The 19,532-nt window shown below is 50.6% G+C and carries 14 protein-coding genes; 12 read left to right on the top strand and 2 right to left on the bottom strand.

Features of this window, described 5'->3' with window-relative positions; all coding sequences use genetic code 11:
- Together B2952_RS09750 and rbr are read left to right on the top strand one after the other, a co-directional pair.
- A partial coding sequence (locus B2952_RS09750; RefSeq protein WP_290781596.1) for a transketolase-like TK C-terminal-containing protein occupies nucleotides 1-425 on the top strand: 425 nt, incomplete at its 5' end.
- A 138-nt stretch (nucleotides 426-563) separates the two neighbouring features.
- Nucleotides 564-1,103, top strand: coding sequence for a rubrerythrin (gene rbr / locus B2952_RS09745; RefSeq protein WP_173366184.1), 540 nt, complete (start codon nucleotides 564-566; stop codon nucleotides 1,101-1,103).
- A 176-nt stretch (nucleotides 1,104-1,279) separates the two neighbouring features.
- On the opposite strand, the gene B2952_RS09740 is transcribed toward rbr, so the two are convergent.
- Complete coding sequence (locus B2952_RS09740; protein WP_290734953.1) at nucleotides 1,280-2,773, bottom strand: carbohydrate binding domain-containing protein; 1,494 nt, start codon at nucleotides 2,771-2,773, stop codon at nucleotides 1,280-1,282.
- A 336-nt stretch (nucleotides 2,774-3,109) separates the two neighbouring features.
- On the opposite strand from B2952_RS09740, the gene B2952_RS09735 reads away from it, so the two are divergent.
- The 4 genes from B2952_RS09735 (at nucleotide 3,110) to nudC (ending at nucleotide 9,997) form a co-directional block, all read left to right on the top strand.
- Complete coding sequence (locus tag B2952_RS09735; protein WP_290734951.1) at nucleotides 3,110-5,821, top strand: hypothetical protein; 2,712 nt, start codon at nucleotides 3,110-3,112, stop codon at nucleotides 5,819-5,821.
- Nucleotides 5,822-5,960: 139 nt separating this feature from the next.
- On the top strand, nucleotides 5,961-7,235 hold the full coding sequence (locus B2952_RS09730) for a saccharopine dehydrogenase family protein (RefSeq protein WP_290732002.1): 1,275 nt from the start codon (nucleotides 5,961-5,963) through the stop codon (nucleotides 7,233-7,235).
- Nucleotides 7,236-7,249: 14 nt separating this feature from the next.
- Entirely contained in the window at nucleotides 7,250-9,148 is a 1,899-nt protein-coding gene (gene speA / locus B2952_RS09725; protein ID WP_290731999.1) for a biosynthetic arginine decarboxylase, read from the top strand.
- Nucleotides 9,149-9,151: 3 nt separating this feature from the next.
- The gene (gene nudC / locus B2952_RS09720; protein WP_290731996.1) at nucleotides 9,152-9,997 is read left to right on the top strand and encodes an NAD(+) diphosphatase; all 846 of its coding nucleotides are present in this window, start codon (nucleotides 9,152-9,154) and stop codon (nucleotides 9,995-9,997) included.
- A 40-nt stretch (nucleotides 9,998-10,037) separates the two neighbouring features.
- On the opposite strand, the gene B2952_RS09715 is transcribed toward nudC, so the two are convergent.
- Complete coding sequence (locus B2952_RS09715) at nucleotides 10,038-11,021, bottom strand: ORF6N domain-containing protein (RefSeq protein ID WP_290731993.1); 984 nt, start codon at nucleotides 11,019-11,021, stop codon at nucleotides 10,038-10,040.
- A gap of 813 nt (nucleotides 11,022-11,834) precedes the next feature.
- On the opposite strand from B2952_RS09715, the gene dcm reads away from it, so the two are divergent.
- The 6 genes from dcm to B2952_RS09685 all read left to right on the top strand — a co-directional run bounded on the left by dcm (nucleotide 11,835) and on the right by B2952_RS09685 (nucleotide 19,531).
- Entirely contained in the window at nucleotides 11,835-12,893 is a 1,059-nt protein-coding gene (gene dcm, locus B2952_RS09710) for a DNA (cytosine-5-)-methyltransferase (RefSeq protein WP_290731990.1), read from the top strand.
- Nucleotides 12,890-14,995 (top strand): hypothetical protein, encoded by a 2,106-nt coding sequence (locus B2952_RS09705; RefSeq protein WP_290731987.1) that lies wholly within the window; start codon nucleotides 12,890-12,892, stop codon nucleotides 14,993-14,995. Before dcm ends, B2952_RS09705 begins: the two co-directional genes overlap by 4 nt.
- A complete protein-coding gene (locus tag B2952_RS09700) occupies nucleotides 14,996-16,333 on the top strand; it encodes an LlaJI family restriction endonuclease (RefSeq protein ID WP_290731984.1) in 1,338 nt (445 codons plus the stop codon). It begins immediately after the preceding gene.
- 122 nt (nucleotides 16,334-16,455) lie between these two features.
- Nucleotides 16,456-17,898: a ribosome biogenesis GTPase Der gene (gene der / locus B2952_RS09695; RefSeq protein WP_290731981.1), complete on the top strand. Its 1,443-nt coding sequence runs from the start codon at nucleotides 16,456-16,458 to the stop codon at nucleotides 17,896-17,898.
- Complete coding sequence (gene plsY, locus B2952_RS09690; protein ID WP_290731978.1) at nucleotides 17,831-18,466, top strand: glycerol-3-phosphate 1-O-acyltransferase PlsY; 636 nt, start codon at nucleotides 17,831-17,833, stop codon at nucleotides 18,464-18,466. Before der ends, plsY begins: the two co-directional genes overlap by 68 nt.
- Before the next feature lie 33 nt (nucleotides 18,467-18,499).
- Nucleotides 18,500-19,531: an NAD(P)H-dependent glycerol-3-phosphate dehydrogenase gene (locus B2952_RS09685; RefSeq protein ID WP_290731975.1), complete on the top strand. Its 1,032-nt coding sequence runs from the start codon at nucleotides 18,500-18,502 to the stop codon at nucleotides 19,529-19,531.
- Nucleotide 19,532: the final 1 nt, after the last annotated feature.

Genomic DNA, 19,532 nt, shown 5'->3' with positions numbered 1-19,532 from the left:
CCTACATCGTGAGCGACAATACCGCAGCTGGCACCCACCCGGACCTCACTCTCGTCGCGAACGGTTCCGATGTGCTCCTGGAACACCAGGCCGCCGAACTCCTCCGTGCCGAAGGCAAGGCCGTGCGCGTTGTCTCCATGATTAGCCCGGCCCTCTTCCTCAAGCAGGACAAGGCGTACCGCGACCAGGTGATTGTGCCCTGGACTCCGGTGTTCGCTCTCTCCAGCGGCCTCCCGGTTCTCTTCGACCGCGTGGTTGGCGGGTTCGGCAAGGCTTGCGGCCTGGAACGCTTCGGCGCTTCCGCTCCGGCTGGCGTGCTCGAGAAAGAATTCGGCTACGTGCCCGAGGCAGTTGCCGCGAAGGCCAAGGAATACCTCGCCGAGTTCAAGGCGAACGTTGAAGCCTTCAAGAAGGCGAACGGGTAAATTGTTAAGGCTCGAACCCTGGATATTCTAAATCCATTGCGACCGGATAAAACCGGTCGCTTTTTGTGTGTTGGCGTTCTCGGACAATCCAATAATCTATATTACGATGTAGAGACACAATTCACAAAAGGATACAATATGGCAAACAAGTACGCCGGAACCCAGACCGAAAAGAACCTCCAGGCCGCCTTCGCAGGTGAATCCCAGGCCCGCAACAAGTACACCTACTTCGCCAGCCGTGCTAAGAAGGATGGCTTCGAGCAGATTGCTGAACTCTTCCTCAAGACTGCCGACAACGAGAAGGAACACGCCAAGATGTGGTTCAAGGAACTGGAAGGCATCGGCGATACCGCCGAAAACCTGAAGGCTGCCGCCGATGGCGAGAACTACGAATGGACCGACATGTACGAGGACTTCGCGAAGACCGCCGAGGCCGAAGGCTTCAAGGCTCTCGCCAACAAGTTCCGCATGGTCGCCGCCATCGAAAAGCGCCACGAAGAGCGCTACCGCGCCCTCCTCAAGAACGTGGAGACTGCCGCCGTGTTCGAGAAGAGCGAAGTCAAGGTTTGGGAATGCCGCAACTGCGGCCACATCGTCGTCGGCACCAAGGCTCCGGCTGCATGCCCGGTGTGCGCCCACCCGCAGTCCTTCTTCGAAGTCACTGCTGAAAATTACTAGGAACCGAATGCCGCAAAGACATGCTGGCATGTCTTTATGGCTGAGGCGAAAAGTAATGCGCTCTGCGCAAATTGCTAATCGAATCCCTTTCAAAAACTAGAAAGCCTCGGTTCTAAACGAACCGGGGCTTTTAATTTGTTTGATATCCTTGACAGCGTTTGGCGCGGCTGTGCGGTTTACTTGACCTGCATGTTCAGGAGCTTGACCGTCGAACCCTGCTGCACACGGACCACGTAGCGACCGTTGGGCATTGCCTTGAATGTATGGGCGAAGTTGCCTGCGGCGACCATTTCGCTGTGGCTTTCGATAGTGACGCCCATCATGTCGACAACCTGGACCTTTACGACGCCGGCCTTGGCAACAGCGACCTGCAAGGTATTGCCCTGGAGGGAGGCCTTGAAGCTCGCGCTTGCGACAGCGGGAATGGCCTGGATAGCTTGGGCAGGCAAGGTCCCGACACATTTCACGTTGTCGATTGCCAGGGAGGTCCCGAGATTCGCTGCGGTAAGTTTCTCGTCGACTACCCAGGTCAACTTTGAAACCTTGGCCCAGGAGAAGGCGACGATGCTTGTCGGGGCGACATCTGCAACCCATTCAGGCTGTGCCATGGTGGAGACGGTCACCGTCTTCCAGGCGGCTGCGGCACTCTGGTCGGTTGCTACGTGCTCGTATCCGTTGTCGGCCTTGACTCCTGTCACGGAACTGCGCATGTGGTGTCCGGAACCCTTGTAGTCATATTGGATGGCGGTGCAGTTGGCAAGTGTTCCGGCATCGAAGGCGACTTCCATGCCGACGGACGGGTAAGCCGTGTCGCCCGGTGTAATGCCAGAAATGCCCTTCATCTCGATATAGGAGTTGGTGCCTTCCTTTACAATCATATCCCAGGACTGGTTTGCGTCCTGAGTGTTGGTGAAGGATCCGCCGGCCTTGTACAGGTACCAGTAGGCGGTCTTTCCGAGCTTTTCGGCTGTGGTGTTGCCGTCATCGAAGTCATCGATGACAACGGCAGACTTCGGAACGTCGGGTGTGGTGCTGCCGCCACCGACGTAGCCGGCGCAGTTCACATCGTCGATGTAGAGATAGTCGGCTGTCGCTTCGCCCTTGATTTCCCAGGCCAGCTGCACGACGTTCGCCATCTTCAGGGGGATCGTGGTTCCCCAGCCATCTTCCTGGGTGAGCGACGATACGGGGACAGATGCCGTGCTCCAGCTTGCGCTGCCCGCCATGGCTTTCGAGTGCCTGTTGTATTCGGTCAACGCACCTTTTTCGTCGCCGTCCATCACGGCCTTCAGATTGTGGCCCGCCCCCTTATACTTGTACGAAATAGCGGTACAGCCGGAAAGGCCACCCGCGACGTTCAAACCGAGCGTTACGTAGGGGTCGTAGGGGTTGTCGCCCTTGACAAGTTTGATGCCGGTCAAGCCAGCTCCGAATTTTGAACCGCCTGCGGCAGCTTCCGGCAAAACAACGACAAGGCCAAATTCGTCTTCCGTGTTCGTGTAGGACGAAGCACCCTTGTCGTTTTTGTCGTTGAAAGCGTACCAGGCGTCGTTCTTGCCTCCGGTGCTTGCGAGCCCGTTTCCATCTTCGAAATCGTCGATGTTGGCGGTTGTCTGCGCAGATGCCATGGCGGCAGCCGCGCACAGTGTAAATAGGACTTCTTTGTTCATGAAACCTCCGATTAGTTTATGATTAATTTAGTATTCGCTTCCGATTCCATCAAGCATATTGTTGCTTATTGGGGGATAATGCCTTTTTTTAGGGCTGATATTAGGGATTTGTTGGTGAGAAAGATCCTAATAGGGGGGGTGCGCTTGTTCTGCCAGTCATGGCGCTTTGATTGTGGAAAGATATTTTTTTTCTTATAATAAAATTTTATAAACAAATAAATGTGGAAGTTTGTTTTTTAGCCGGAATTGTTTTTTATATTTCTGCTCTTATTAAATAACACATAACGTTGTACTAAATACAACAAAGTTGTATGTTAAAAAATCATAGGACTAATAATGAAAAAACAACTTCTAACTATGCTGGCCTGTGCATCCATGGGCTTCGCTCATCAGGTGACGGCAAATATCACGGATGAGTATTCTTATATACCAAACCAGGCGGGTTTGCATTTTCATATCAATAACCCGGAGAATCAGACGCGAAAGGTTCGTATGGCCTACCTGTTCTTTGCTGAAGAGGGGCAAAAGTTCATTATTGACCGCACGCTCGGTTGCGTCGATAAGAACATCAAGGGTATTGACAATGCCATCATAAATCTTAATGACACGGGCAAGGGACGCTACGTCCTCGATGTTATGCTGGATATGCCTCAGGGATCGAAGGATTTCTGCATTCTTCTGAGGAAGAACAATTTTGGAAACTTCAAGGTTGACAGGGACTTCATCGTTAATTGGGACATGGGCGTCGATGGAGAATCCCTTCACTATACATATACGGAAAGTCCACTGGATCATGACTTGACTTACAATTACGTCGCGAAGCCGCGTGCTGTTGACCACCAGCTAAAGAAGAACGAACGCTTTGTGGCAAAGACGATGTATGACGAAAAGACGGAGGGCCTCACCGAAGCAGAGAGGTTCAGGAGTTCTTGGAGCGCGACCTTTAGGGATGTACCCGCCAAGGCTCTTGTCGACCTTAATGTGGAATCTTACGGTGCATACAAGGATACACGCATGCTGATGACCTCCTTCGGCTCGCTGATTGATCAGTTCCATTGGAATGAATCTACGTTCGATGGTCACTATCACTTCTACACGGGCGTCGAAGAACGTGAAATCTTTATTGGTCGCTGCTGGGGCATTGCGGTGTTCAATATGTACAGCTATTTCTTTGGCAACAGGAATACCATAGAAAATGCTATGACCCAGGACGAGATGATTTACAAGGCGAAGGTGGTCTTGGATGGTGGCGACCCGAAAACGGGTGTCTTTAGGCCGAATTTGAGCGAAGGAGAGGATAACAGAACTTCTGCGAAGCTTATCAACGAAATTATGTATGGCGCCAATGCAGTTGTGCACAACCTAAGCAAGGAGCCGCTGAGTGGCGAAAAAGTCTACAACTTGATTAGGGGTAATGATATCCAGAAGGGAAAACCGCTTTTCATTTCTATTAGCACGCCTGCTGGTGGTCATGCGCTGCTGATCGATGGCCTTGCGCTTACGGTTGATGGAAAGAATGATACTCTGGTCCACCTTGTCAATCTTGATAATTTTGGAAGTGAATCGTACATTTATTGGGACGCTCTCAAGAAAATGCTTTCGGGATACGTGACCTATGATACACCGACCGGATTTGCAACGACCGATGCCCTGCATCCTGTTGATCTCGATAGCGATGGCGATGGTGTCGTGGACTTTGATGAATACTATAGGTTCAAGACTAACGAAAACAAGTATAGCACGGCAGGCGACGGAGTTTCGGACTATGACAAGATTTATGCCGAAACGGTCAGCATGGTTATGGATTTTGATGACCCTGGGTGGGTTCGACAGGGATTCCCTGTGGGCGATCCGCAGGATATTCCTGATGACGTTACACTTTATGCCTTGGATTACCTTTCCGTCAATGACAATGTTGCTTGTTTCGACTCTCCCAATGAAAATTTGACGAAGAAAGATAATATTTCCTTTGGTTGCAAGGTTGCTTCGGAAGGAACAAGAAAGATAAATACGGTCAACGAAGGTTCTCGTGCGTTTGTCAAGGCTATTTATAGCAAGGGCGGAGTCCTTATTCGTGACAAGGCCCAGGTTGGCAATGTCGCTATGTTTGTTTCGGATAGGGATTACTATGGCGTGACCATCCAGGGCAATGCAGCGGACTACCAGAAGCGTATTTTCTACCCGAATCCTGCTACCTGGCCGTTCAAAGTGAAAAAGAATGTCGAGTCTATAGACGGCATGATTAGCTACCAGCAGAAGATTGTCAAGAATGGTGAGACGTTTACCATTTCTGGCGAAGAAGGTCATAACAACTTTGGATTCCTTAAGGTGGAAGGCGGTGGTAAACTTATCATCGGGACCGGTGAAATCTATGTTGGCAATATCCAGCTCGAATCGGGTTCGACCTTTATGTTCGAACATCCTTCTTACGAGACGGTTCTCCATCTGAACGGCAACGTCATCTGGCGTGGTAAGTATGTGGAAAATGAGTCTGTTGAAGTTCGTTTCCAGTCTATGTCCAATGCGGTGGCGCGTGGTTTCAAGTTGATTCAGCACAGCAACAACGAAATGGATATCAGCTCGGTGTGGCATGGTACGATTATCGCTCCTTATAGCAAGGTCGTGCTGGGACAGCCTTCCGGCGCGAAGAAGATTTTTGGCCAGGTTCTTGCGAAGGAAGTGATTGTCCACCAGAATAGCTTTGTCTACCATGTTGCTTACTCGCCTAACGATCCTGCAAGGCTCCTTGCGAAGAAGCGTGGCGAAGAAATCAAGGTTGAAAAGCCTGTGGCGTCGCCGGTGGCTTCTAACGTGAAGATTATGAGTATTTCTCGTGACGAGATTGGCCTTGCGGTGACCAAGCCGGGTCGCTACAATGTTTCCGTCATGAAAACGAATGGTTCCGTGGTTGCCTCCTTCTCGGTGGATAGGGGCATGCCGGGTGCCGAGTCGGTGAGGTGGAGTGCTGAGGGTATTCCGAACGGAACATACATCCTTGCAATCAAGCACGAAGGAAAGGTCAGCTCGAAACTCTTTGTGCTGAAGTAAAAAAGACCGTTCTCTTACTTCAATTTCAAACCGGGTTTTGCAAACCCGGTTTTCTTTTTCCTAAATTTATCAAGCTAACATTCACCACCGGGATCGCCATCCCGATGGATTAACTCTTAACGTGAGGAATAAACAAAAAATGGCAAGAGCATTGATTATCGGTTGTGGCGCTGTCGCCACGGTTGCTATCAAGAAGTGCTGCACGGCAAGCGAAGTGTTCAGCGAAATCTGCATCGCTAGCCGCCACCGCGAAAACTGCGAGAAGCTGGCACAGGAACTGCGCCCGAACACGAAGACGGTCATCACGACTGCCGCCGTGGATGCAGACAAGGCCGAAAATGTCTCTAAGCTCATCAAGGAATACAAGCCCGACCTGGTGATGAACATCGCGCTCCCGTACCAGGACCTCGCCATCATGGACGCCTGCCTCGAATGCGGCGTGAACTACATGGATACGGCGAACTACGAGCCCGAAAACATCGACGATCCGGAATGGCGCAAGGTCTACGACAAGCGCTGCAAGGAACAGGGCTTCAGCGCCTACTTCGACTACAGCTGGCAGTGGGCTTACAAGGAAAAGTTTGAAAAGGCCGGCCTCACGGCGCTGCTCGGTTCCGGCTTTGACCCAGGTGTTTCCCAGGCCTACTGCGCCTACGCCCTCAAGCACCAGTTCGATACCATCGAAGAAATCGACATCCTCGACTGCAACGGCGGCGATCACGGCTACAAGTTTGCCACCAACTTTAACCCCGAAATCAACCTGCGCGAAGTTTCTGCTCCGGGTAGCTACTGGGACACCGACGAAAACGGCAAGGGCCACTGGGTCGAAATCCCGGCCATGAGCATCAAGCGCGAATACGTGTTTGACGAAGTGGGCAAGAAGGACATGTATCTGCTGCACCACGAAGAAATCGAATCCCTGGCCCAGAACATCCCGGGCGTCAAGCGCATCCGCTTCTTCATGACGTTTGGCCAGAGCTACCTCGACCACATGCGCTGCCTCGAAGACGTGGGCATGCTCAGCACGCAGCCGATCAAGTTCCAGGGTCAGGACATCGTGCCTATCCAGTTCCTCAAGGCGCTCCTCCCGGACCCGGCAAGCCTCGGCCCCCGCACCGTGGGCAAGACGAACATCGGTTGCATTTTCAAGGGCACCAAGGACGGCAAGCTGAAGACCTACTACCTCTACAACGTTTGCGACCATCAGGAATGCTACAAGGAACTGGGCAGCCAGGCGATTGCCTACACGACTGGCGTTCCGGCTATGTGCGGCGCCATGATGGTGCTCACCGGCAAGTGGAACAAGCCGGGCGTACATACCGTGGAAGAATTCGACCCGGATCCGTTCATGGAAGCCCTCACCAAGTACGGCCTCCCGTGGAAGGAAAACTTCAACCCTGTTCTCGTTGACTAGAGAGACTCAGAGCAATGAAAAAATGGCGCATTGACGATTCCCGTGACTTGTACAACGTCAAGGGTTGGGGCGTGAACTTCTTCGACATCAACGAGAAGGGCCACGCAACGGTTCACCCGCTCAAGGAAGGCGGCCCGGACATTGACCTTTACGAGTTGGTGCAGGAACTTTCGCTCCGCGACGTCTCCACCCCGATGCTGCTTCGCTTCCCGGATATCCTGGACAGCCGCATCGAGAAGATCAACGAGTGCTTCAACAAGTCCCGCACGGAATATGGTTTCAACGGGAGCTACTACAGCATTTTCCCGATCAAGGTGAACCAGCAACGCGCCGTGCTCGAAGAAATCGTCAGTCACGGCAAAAAATACAACATCGGTCTCGAGGCCGGTTCCAAGCCGGAACTGCATGCGGTGCTCGCGAATATGGACAATCCTGATTCGCTGATTATCTGCAACGGCTACAAGGACGAGGACTTCATTGAACTTGCCCTCCTCGCGCAGAAGATGGGCAAGAAGATTTTCATCGTCGTCGAGAAGATGAACGAACTCCACCTGGTGGTGGAACTTTCTCGCCGTATCGGCGTGCGCCCGAACATCGGCATCCGCATCAAGCTCGCCAGCTCCGGCAGCGGCAAGTGGGAAGAATCTGGCGGATACCACAGCAAGTTCGGCCTCAACAGTTCCGAACTGCTAGAAGCGCTGGACTACATCAAGCAGGAGAAGATGGAAGACTGCATGAAGCTCATCCACTTCCACTTGGGTAGCCAGATTACCAACATTCGCCACATCAAATCGGGCCTGCGCGAAGTCTCGCAGTTCTACGTGCAGATTCGCAAGATGGGCATGAGCCTTGAATTCGTGGACGTGGGCGGTGGTCTCGGTGTGGATTACGACGGCACCCGCAGTTCCAATGCGAGCTCGGTGAACTACTCCATCCAGGAATACGCGAACGACGTGGTGTATGCCATGTACGAAGCCTGTGAAAACGGGGACGTGCCGCACCCGAACATCATTGCGGAATCGGGCCGTGCTCTTGCGGCGCACCATTCCATTTTGGTGTTCAACGTGCTGGAAACCGCCGGCCAGGCGTTCTTCGACGAGAATACGCACGAGATTGACGACGACGCTCCCGATGCATTGAAGGATTTGTACGGCATCTACAAGGGGCTCACCCCGAAGAACCTGCTCGAAAGCTGGCACGATGCCATCCAGCTGAACGATGACGTTCTGAACGGTTTCAAGGTGGGCGATTACGACCTGCCGACGCGCGCCATGTGCGAACGCCTGTTCTGGAGCATCGTGCGCAAGGTGGACCAGCTGGCGAAGGACTTGCGCCATCCGCCTTACGAACTCAGCGAACTCCCGCGCCTGCTCGCGCAGAAGTACTTCTGCAACTTCAGTTTGTTCCAGAGCCTGCCTGACAGCTGGGGCGTGGACCAGGTTTTCCCGCTCATGCCTATCCAGCGCCTGAACGAGGAACCGACGGTAGAAACCACCCTCCAGGATGTCACTTGCGACTCCGACGGAAAGATCGACATGTTCGTCCGTGGTGGCGATGTGAGCCGCACGCTCCCGCTGCATGAACTCAAGAATGGCGAACCGTACTACATCGCGGTCTACCTCGTGGGCGCCTACCAGGAAATCCTCGGTGACCTGCACAACCTCTTTGGCGATACGAACGCAGTCCATATCGTTTGCAACGACAAGGGCGGCTACGAAATCGACAAGGTGATTGACGGCGAATCTGTGGAAGACGTGCTCGATTACGTGAACTTCAGCGACAAGGCCCTTGTGCGCACCATGGAAAACTGGGTGTCGCGCTCCGTGAAGGAAGGGAAGATTAGCCTGCAAGAAGGCAAGGAATTCCTGAACATCTATCGCGGCGGCCTTTACGGGTACACGTATCTGGAATAAACCGTGATTCACGAAATTGCCCCGCACATTTTAAAAAACGAGTTCCGGGTTCAAAGCCCGAAACCGTCGGATTTTCTTGTTGTCTTTTTCGGGGATAAGAGCCTTCTCAAAAAGAACGGTGATTCCTTTGAAATTCCTAGGGTAGAAGACTTCAATCAGGGGAATATCCCGTGCCATTACCTTTTCAGCATTGACGATACGGCGTATTTCCTGGCGGATTTAAGCATTTCGAAGGAACTGGTGGAATCCGCGTCGGACGATTATGTCCTTTGCCCGGCACGCACGTACCGCTACATGGGCGATCCGCTCTTGCGCATGGGTGGCGCTACCGCCGCGCACATCGCTCACTGGGAATCGCTCAACAGGTTCTGCGGCCGCTGCGGAAGCGAGATGACCCGTAGCGAAAAGGAACGCGCGGTAGTTTGTCCTAAATGCAGGAACACCGTGTACCCGCGCATCTCTCCGGTCGTGATTGTGGCCGTCCGCAATGGCGACAAACTCCTGATGGCCCACAACATCGACAATCCGAACCCGAGGCTTTTCTTGATTTCTGGCTTCGTGGAAGTGGGCGAGAGCCTTGAACAGGCCGTGCACCGCGAAGTCATGGAAGAGGCGGGCCTCCGCGTGAAAAATATCCGCTATTTCGGGAGCCAGCCGTGGCCCTTCAGCGACTCGCTTATCGCGGGCTTCACTGCTGAACTCGATGGCGACGACACCATCCATATGCAAAAAGAAGAACTCTCCGAAGCCATGTGGGTCAAGCGCGAAGACATTACCGAATACGAGACCGATGTGAGCATCAGCTGCTGCCTCATCGAGAACTTCCGGCGGGGATTTACGCTGGAGTAACGCCCGCAGAATCCTAATCTGCGTTGTTACCTTGTAACGCCTAGCTTTCTTTTTCTGCCTGAATTTTCTGCGATTCCTTCAGCACTTCGTCCAACGTAAAATCTTCTTGCGTAAAGAAGAACGTATTCTTGCCAAGGTCCTTGAGCGAAGCCCCGAAGTGGTAGGCTGTATCGTCTATGAACAAGAATCGGTCGTGCATTCCGTAACTAGGCAGGACTTGCATCGGGCTGTCGGGATATTGTTCGTTGTAAGTCGCCAAGTCCACCTCAAGAACCTTGCTCTTGTCGTAGGTGTAAATAGTCACGGAAACGCCTTTTTCCCGCTTGAGCATCATCGTCAAGGTTTTCTCGTTTACATATCTATCGACCAGCACAATTCTCTTTTTGGCCTGGCGAATCAGGTTGCAGACAAATACATAGGCATCGAACTCCTGGTTGTTATAAAATAAACCCTTGGATTTGAGCTCGCCACGGTCCATCGCCTCGAACAGTTCGTCAAATTTACGGTCATGGTCAAGCAGATGCTCGTCATGACCTGTCAAGCGGTCGTCCTGTTCCAGATCCTTTGCTTCCACGTTTGAAAGCCGGTTGACGAGGCCTCCGTTACCCATCATAAGGTGACGCAATTGCACGAAAGCCCGCATGATGGCGATGTTGACCTTGATTGCAGACTCACTTTTTAGAACCGAAGACAGCATCGCAACGCCTTGTTCGGTAAAAGCTAAAGAACGGTATTTTGTGTGCTTTCCCTTTAAATTTTGCCCCTTTTTTTCTAAGGTCGCATTTTGCGACCTTAGAAGTTGCGATTCCTCTAGAGAGAGTTGTATGCAAAAATCTTCGGGAAAACGCTCAATATTGCGCTTTACCTGCTCATTTATACGCTTCGTTTCCACCCCGTAAAGCATCGCCAAATCGCGGTCAAGCAGCACTTGCTTGTCACGAATGACTCGAATCATCTTTTCTACGCCCGACTCCATGAGCGGATTAGGTGCGAGATTATCCGTTTTTTCGGTCTTTCTAGCCATCTTCTACTCCAATCCGCCTACAAGCAAAAAAAGGCGGGGTAAAGTGTTCTCGATACAAATATACATTCCTCGTATGTCATATTATGACAATCGGCGATTTTCGCGGAAATTTTGGCAATTTTGAGGAAAATTGACCCCTGCAGGCGGTTGAATTCTGCGTTTTTACGCTTTTTTCTCGCCTTCCGGGCGAGGCGACATCTTTTGACAGCGGAATAATCTATATTTTGAATGAAAATAGAGTTTTTGCTCTTGTTCTCCGGCTGAAAACTAGACACTTTCACGAACATGGAGAATAAGGCGAACGCTCACGTCTGCGACCGGCGTATGCCTGCCGCATCGTTTTGCTACATGGTCTATTGTTTAAATAGCAGTTTGCCTGTATGCAAGCGGCCTTTTGGGGCGTGAGTTGTTTGTGCTTATTGTGTTCGGGCAGTCTAGGCCTTCAGTCGGTAAGTGCATTCAACTCCACGCCTTTTTTATATCCAGAAAAAGCTTGGAAGTGTCTGCAAGAACGAGGGCGAACGCTCGCTGAGTATCGCTCTTGTTCTTCGACTGAAAACTAGACACTTTCAAACACAAAGAATAAGACAATGACTCGCCATCGCCCGTGGATTGCATGGGCGTAGTGTACCCTGGGCGTACTGTATCCGCTCGGGTTTTTGCGGGTGTATTGTATTCTTTTGAAAATGTCGCGCTTTTAGGCGAGGAGTGAGTCGGCTCCCCGCCTTTTCTTTTTGTCCGCACCCCGGCCAAGCGAAACGGCCAGAACCGCTCCCGTGAGAGTGAACTCGTTCACTTTCAACACGGAGCGATATGGCCCAGACTCGACAGAAGAAGAATGTAATCAGGGTTTTTGAAGGCTTTGCTGGTTATGGTGGAGCATCCTTTGGATTGAAAAGAGCAAAAAAAGCTTTGACGAATTTTGATTACACTGTTGTTGGTTATTCAGAGTTCGATAAATACGCTTCGAAGTTATTTGATGCGAATCATCGTGACGTGAAAGGAAACCCTATAAAGAATTGGGGCGACATCACACAGATTGACCCTAATGAATTGCCTGATTTTGATTTGTTTACAGGCGGTTTTCCTTGCCAGCCATTCTCTTCCGCAGGAATGCAATTGGGAACCGAAGATCCCTATGGTCGAGGGGCAATGCTTGGACATATCATTCGAATATGTCGAGTAAAAAAGCCGAAGTACATCCTTTTAGAAAATGTTAAAGGCTTTACTTCTGGAAAGTTTAAGCCCATCCATGATCAACTTGTAAAAGACTTGATTGAAATGGGATATGGCACGACGGAAGAAAACACATTGGCAAAGGTTGTTCTGAACTCGAAGGATTATGGGGTTCCGCAAAATAGAGAGCGCCTTTGGATGTTCGCTCGGTTAGGAGGACTACCAGAAAACTTTGAAATAAAGCCTCCAGAAATCCAAAGTGATTTGAAAATGGCAGATTTCTTAGACAATTCCCCTGAGAAATTTCTTTATCTGTCGGATGATCAAATTGCTCATTTGAAGGTGAAACATCACATTGATTCTTTTGTCGTAAAAACGCCGTTGTGTTTTGATGTGTATAACAAGAAAATCAAGAAAGATGGGTACAGCATAACAATTACTCAGCCTGAACATAATAGTCTTCGTGTTATTGAACCTCCCAAAAAGTCTGGCAAAGACAAAGGCAAGGAAATAGTTCGAAAGATGTCTGTTCATGAGCAATTTCGTCTGATGGGTTTTGATATATCTCGTGATAAAAAGAATTGCGAAATCAATTTTGACGGACAATCGTATTCGCAGTTGTCTAAAAGAGCAGGCAACGGCTGGGACGTAAACATTGTCGGAATTTTAATCGCTCACATTTGGAGGCAATTATGAGATTGGATCAAGGATCGCTGATATTCACGCCTAGGAATGGCGAATGTCCGTCTTGGGAAACTGCTCTTGGGCAATCTCACGAAGGAAGTGGAGACTTGCCTCCGTATCACTTTAAGGCCGAAGGGTATGAAAATCTGTTAAAGGGAATGTTTTTTAATTCCATTCCATTGGCAGAGGTGTCGTGTATTTTGGGAAAACAAAAATTTTTTGTAACGGCGAGTGAATCTTATAAGAGTTCGCAAAATCAAGAAATTCAGCTGGCAAGTAGGTTTGACACGATTGTTGTACGTTGTGAAAATGAAGTAAAAACATTTCGTGACATACCAATCATACTTTTGTTTACAAAAATTCAGGACGAGAATAAGTTTCATTTTGGAAGACGTTCCATAAAGTATTCACCTCATACAAGTGTTGGACTATCAACCAAAAATTCAGATTCTTTTGAACGAATTCAGAAACATTTTAACACTAGGCTTACATGTTATGGTCTTTTTGTAGACCATTTTGATACCCTAAATTTCTATTGCGTAGATGCAGATTCTAATTATAATAAAGAACAGTGGAAAAGCCTTAGGTTGCCAGAAACTGAATGGACTGATTGGGCTTCGTGGGAAATCAAAGAGCGCGAAAAATACGATTTTCAGAAATATTTGGAATTTCCAATTTTTGACGAATCATTTGTTCATGGATTAAATAACGAGCAAATAATTCAGAAAATGGCAACAATTTTGCGTCAAGAATGGGTGGAAAATGGATACCCTGGGGTACATTATTTTGGATTTAAATACTCAAAAGTACTTAAGCAAATCAAAGCCTCTCCCGCAGAAATTATAAAATGGGCTAATGAGCATAATACAGATAATCGCATTCCAACAACATATAATGGCGAAATATCCAAAACGATAAAGGTTTTCGAGTGTGCAGAAAAAGATAACGATGTCAAAGTCGCTTATCATGGAACGGCTGATGTGAATGAAAATTCAGCGAATCATATTGTAGACAATCTAAATAAATTAGAAAATAGTCATCAGACATTGCCGATTCCAAATTTCACCCCCACCCAAATTATCTATTATGGTGTTCCGGGGTGCGGAAAGAGCCATACGATTACCACAATGCTGAAGGATGAAAAGGTTAAAGACCCGACATTCAGCGAAGAAAATCAAGTCGTCCGCACCACATTCCACCCCGAATACACCAACGCCGACTTTATCGGTCAAATCCTTCCCGAAGTTCATGAGGACTCTCAGGGAAAATCCGTTGTGGAGTACAAGTTCAAACCGGGACCTTTTGCAAAGATTTTGAAGCAGGCTTTGCACAATCCGAGCAGACCGTTCTACCTCGTTATTGAAGAAATCAACCGCGGAAATGCCGCAGCCATTTTTGGCGATGTATTCCAACTTCTGGACCGTCTGAAAAATGGAGATACATCAAAGGAACCTGTCGGGACAGATGGTTTCGAAAATCATTACGGAAAAGGCTGGAGCGAATATTTCGTCATGAATGCTGATGTCAACGCTTACATCCGTGACGTAAAAGGCGATGATGAACTCGATACAAAATCAATTGATGTTTCAGGAATCCATTTCTCGTCTAGCACGGGGCTGCGCCTCCCGCCAAACCTTTCCATCTACGCAACGATGAATACCAGCGACCAGAATGTGTTTACGCTCGATAACGCATTCCAGCGCCGTTGGGATATGGAACTTGTTCCGAATATCTGCAAATGGAATGATGAAGACCATAAGAATCAAGCTAAGTCTAAAATCGGCGATACTGATATTCGTTGGGAAACTTTCCGCAAAGCGATAAATAGCGAAATCTCCGATGGAGACTTTTTCAATGCCGATGACAAGCAGTTGGGACTGTTCTTTATTGAAGCCGAAGGCGAAAAAATCGATGGGAAAAAGTTTGCAAACAAGGTCTTGAAATACCTGTGGGCAGATGTTTTCAAGCGCGATACCGGAAAAATTTTCAAATCCGAAAACTTGAGCGGCGTAGTGGAGAATTTTACAGGTACAGATGCGTTCGACAAGGTGTTTGTTGAAGATTTTGCTCAATCGCTGAAAAACGCCAACGATGAAATAAAGAACCACGAGTAAATGAACGGATTGCGAATCACTGTCGCCGAAAAGGGTTCGGACTTTGTCGGCTTGAATATCACGCCTGATGCCAGATGCGTGACGTTCCCTATGGGTTTCTCGATTACATCAAGTGATAACGTCGAAATCACGCCAACCCTTCGTTCCGAAATTCTTTTACTAGTTCGTAAAATTAGCGACTGCGAAAAATTGCAGGGCGAACGGGTTTGCCGCATAAACAAGAACGACCTGCGTCACGATTTCCCTATTGGCAGCATCCTGTTCCTGATAGAAGACTTCCTTAATCGCGGTTCCTATTACACCGAAAAAGAAAAAATCATGGGCGATGGCCTGCCCGGGAAAATTTCCTGGAGCGGCACCATCAAAAGAATCAAGCCGATTGTTTCTGAACGCGGCATCGCGTTCCTTGATTTTATCGTCCACAAGAGCCGCATAAAGCAGGACCGCCTCATTACGGAACTGCACAAGTATTGCGTTTACAAGTCATTTGAACTATTGGGATTCCTCTATACGGCGGCGATGCCGGATCAAGGACTTATTAACGAAGCGGATGTCAAGAAGAACAGGGCCTATTACGTCAGTTTTCTGGACTCAAAAATTTCGGAAACCCATCTAGAGCAGAACGCCGAACTCTTCGTTCACATGAAAAACGTTATCCAGAATTTCGACAGCGAAGACACAATAAGTTCTGCAACTTACGGGACAAATTCTTTCCATACGGTATGGGAAAGCATGGTTAACGAAGTGTATGGAACGGTGAGCCGCTCGGAAATGGAAAGATTCTACTATCCTAAATCAAGGTGGGTGTGGTCGAGCGGAGAAAGGTTGAAATGCAATGCACCTCTCCGGCCCGACACGATAATGATTGACGATAGCACAGGGGTTAAGCGTTGTTTTATTCTTGATTCTAAATACTATTCGTACGCAGCGATGAAAATTGACGGCGCAGATGTGTCCGAAGATAATTCGCAGGTTTCTGTCGCAGACCATGGCTCTATCCCCGGAACGGATTCCATACAAAAGCAAATCACTTACGCTGAATTTATAGACAAGTCACGAACACGACCTACGAATAAATGCCCGGAAAAATACAAGTTTGATCCAGACAAGATTTTCAACGTATTTATTTTACCGGGAAATGTGCCGGACGGCAACGGCATCAAATACATCGGTTACGCCGAAGCCGATTGGAATACGCAAGCCACGGAAGGCTATAGAAAAATCTACGGATTTCTTTTGGATACCAAAACCGTGATGCGAAAGCAAATTTCGTCATCAACCTCTAGGCGGATGTTGATTGACTACATTTTAAGCGTCGTTCACGAACAGGGTGCTTGAACTGTATATTTGTACGAGTACATCGGCAAGGATCTTCAAGAAATGTCCGTAGGGCTTGCTACACTGCCGAGCAAATTGCTTCGTTCTAATATCTAGCCGCCATTTTTCTATATTTACACACGATGAAATTACCAGTCGTGTGCATTATCGGACGCCCGAACGTGGGCAAGTCCTCGCTTTTCAACCGCATCCTGGGGCGGCGTGCCGCTGTCGTTTCTGACCGTGACGGCGTTACCCGCGATAGGCATTACCAGACGGCGAACTACAAGGGCCACGAGTTCACGGTGGTCGATACGGGCGGATTCTTGCCCGACGATTCCATCGACGTGCTGGCCGATAGCGTCCGTGCGCAGATTTTCAATGCGGTCGAGGAATCCGACCTCGTGCTCTTCATGGTGGATGTCCGCGTGGGCATTACCAAGCTCGACCAGCAGTTCGCGCGCCTTATCCGCAAGCTCGACAAGAAGGTGATCCTTGTGGCGAACAAGAGCGAGCAGCAGGGCGACCGACAGGAAAGCTACGAGTTCCTGAAGCTCGGTTTTGGTCAGCCCCGCACCATCAGTGCGCTTACGGGCTATGCCTGCCTCTCGCTCCTCGACGAGGTTGTCTCGATTCTCCCGACGCCGGTGCGTGGCGAGCGCAAGGAAGAACGCCCCATCCGTTTCGCGATTCTCGGCCGCCCGAACGCGGGCAAGAGCACGCTGTTGAACCGCCTGCTGAACGAAGACCGCGCGGTGGTCTCTGACATTCCGGGTACGACCCGCGATTCCATCGACTGCGATTTTGTTGTCGATGGTCAGAAGTTCGTGGTGACCGATACGGCGGGCCTCCGCAAGAAGGCGAAGGTCGAGGACGAAGTCGAAATCTTCAGCAACATGCGCACGCTCGAAAGCATCCGCCGCTCCGACCTCTCGGTACTGATGGTCGATTGCACGCGCGGGCTCGAGGTGCAGGATTTCCGCATCATTACCGAAATCCGCAAGGCGGGCAAGGGCCTGGTGCTCGTGCTCAACAAGTGGGATATCTACCCGGACAAGACGGAAAAGTCCTTCGACCGCATGGTGAAGGAAATGCTAGAACGCGAGCCGATGCTCGAGTATGTGCCGATTATTTCTGCAAGCGCCAAGGAAGGCCAGCGCGTGAACCGTATTGTGCAGGCCATCCAGACGGTGTATGCCAACTGCCGCCGTGTGCTTGGCCGTGACCGCGTGGCAGAATCGTTTGCGAACTTCTTGCAAGAGAAGGCGCCCCCGAGCCACAACGCCCGCGTGGTGTCGCTTACCCGCGCTTGCCAGGTGATGGTGGAACCGCCCGTCATCGCTATCGAGACGCGCACGCCCGAACTGGTAGACGAATCGTACAAGCGTTACTTGCTCAAGAAGTTTTACGAGGAATTCCAGCTGCAGGGTGCGCCCCTGCGCCTGAATTTTGACCAGAAGTTAACCCTCAGAAAGGATGAAGAACTTGAACAGTTTACTGAGTCTTCCAATAGCGTACTTGCTGGGGTCGATCCCCAGCGCCATATGGATAGCAAAGCTCGCAAAGGGAAAGTCGTTCGACATTAGGGATTACGGCTCCAAGAATGCGGGCCTCACCAATACGTTCCGTGTGCTCGGCTGGAAGCCGGCGCTCCCTGTGGTATTCATGGACTTGCTCAAGGGCTTCTTCGGCCCGTGGATTGCCATGCGCATGTGCGAATCCCAGGTCGCTGCCGGTGGTGCGGACTATTCCCACTGGGTTCCGCTTGTCGCGGGTATCCTCGTGATTCTTGGCCACAGCTTCACCTGCTTCGCGGGTTTCCGCGGTGGCAAGGGCGTGCTTGCGGCGCTCGGCGTGTTCCTCGCGCTCTGCCCGATTACGGCGCTTTCTTGCCTCGGCGTTTGGGTGGTGCTCACGTTCAGCACGAAGTATGTTTCGGTAGGTAGCATCGGCGCGTGCGTCGCGCTCGGCGTTTTTGCCGTGATGGGCTTCCTCAAGTTGCCCTTCCCGCCCGACGATATCAACCTCGGGCTCATGATTACCTGCCTTCTGGTGGCGTTTTTCGTGATTGTGAAGCACAAATCGAACATCAAGCGCCTTTTGAACGGCACCGAGAACGGTTTTGGCAGCAAGCGCAAGACTCCGAAGGCATAAATATTGTAGATTGTTGAAAAAAGGATTTTTATCATGAAAGTAACTGTACTTGGAACTGGTGGTTGGGGCCTGACTCTCGGTCAGGTGGTCTATGAAAATAAGTGCGAAGTTTCGTTCTGGACAAACTCGCAGGCCGAAGTCGATCTGCTTTCGACGGAGCATCAGTACAAGGACAAACTCCCCGGCGTAATCTTCCCGGCGGATTTCAAGTACACGACCGACATGAATGCCGCTCTCGATGGTTGCGACATGGTGCTTATCGTGGTGCCGTCGCAGTTCATGGGTGGAGTCGCGAAGAACCTGGGCAAGTGGACTCCGGCGAAGGGCAAGGAACCCATCGTTGTCTGCGCTACCAAGGGCATTCTCGAAGGTACGAACCAGCTGATGAGCGAAGTGCTGCTCTCGAACGTGCCGTGGCTCACCGACGACAAGATGGTCGCCTTCAGCGGGCCTTCGCATGCCGAAGAAGTGAGCCGCCATATCCTTACCGCGATTGTGGCCGCCTGCGTGAACGAGGAATCCGCGAAGCTCGTGCAGAAGGTGATGAGCTGCTCTTACCTGCGCGTTTACAGTTCTACCGACATCGTGGGCGTGGAACTCTGCGGTTCTGTGAAGAACGTGATTGCAATTGCCTCTGGCGTGCTCTACGGGCTCGAGGCGAGCGGCAAGTACAAGATTGGCGACAACACGCGTGCAGCCCTCCTTACCCGCGGCCAGGCCGAAATGTGCCGCCTGGGCAAGGCTCTCGGTGCAAAGTCCGAAACGTTTGCGGGCCTCGCCGGCATGGGCGACCTCATCGTGACCTGCCTCTCGCAGCATAGCCGCAACCGCTACGTGGGTGAACACATCGGGCGTGGCGAAACCATCGAGCAGGTTCTCGCCGGCATGAAGATGGTGGCCGAAGGCGTGCCCACCTGCAAGAGCACCAAGGCGCTCGCCGACAAGCTCGGTGTCGAGATGCCTATCGTGAACTCCGTCCACGCGCTCCTCTTCGAAGGCAAAAAAGTCGAAGACGTGCTCAAGGACATGTGGGGTCGCGAGCTCAAGACCGAAGTCTGGGGTTAAA

The sequence above is a fragment of the Fibrobacter sp. UBA7003 genome, from assembly GCA_002449765.1.
In the GTDB taxonomy this organism is placed as follows: domain Bacteria; phylum Fibrobacterota; class Fibrobacteria; order Fibrobacterales; family Fibrobacteraceae; genus Fibrobacter.
Note: the sequence above shows the minus strand (reverse complement) of the source record. Positions and strands in the feature narration are given on the sequence as shown.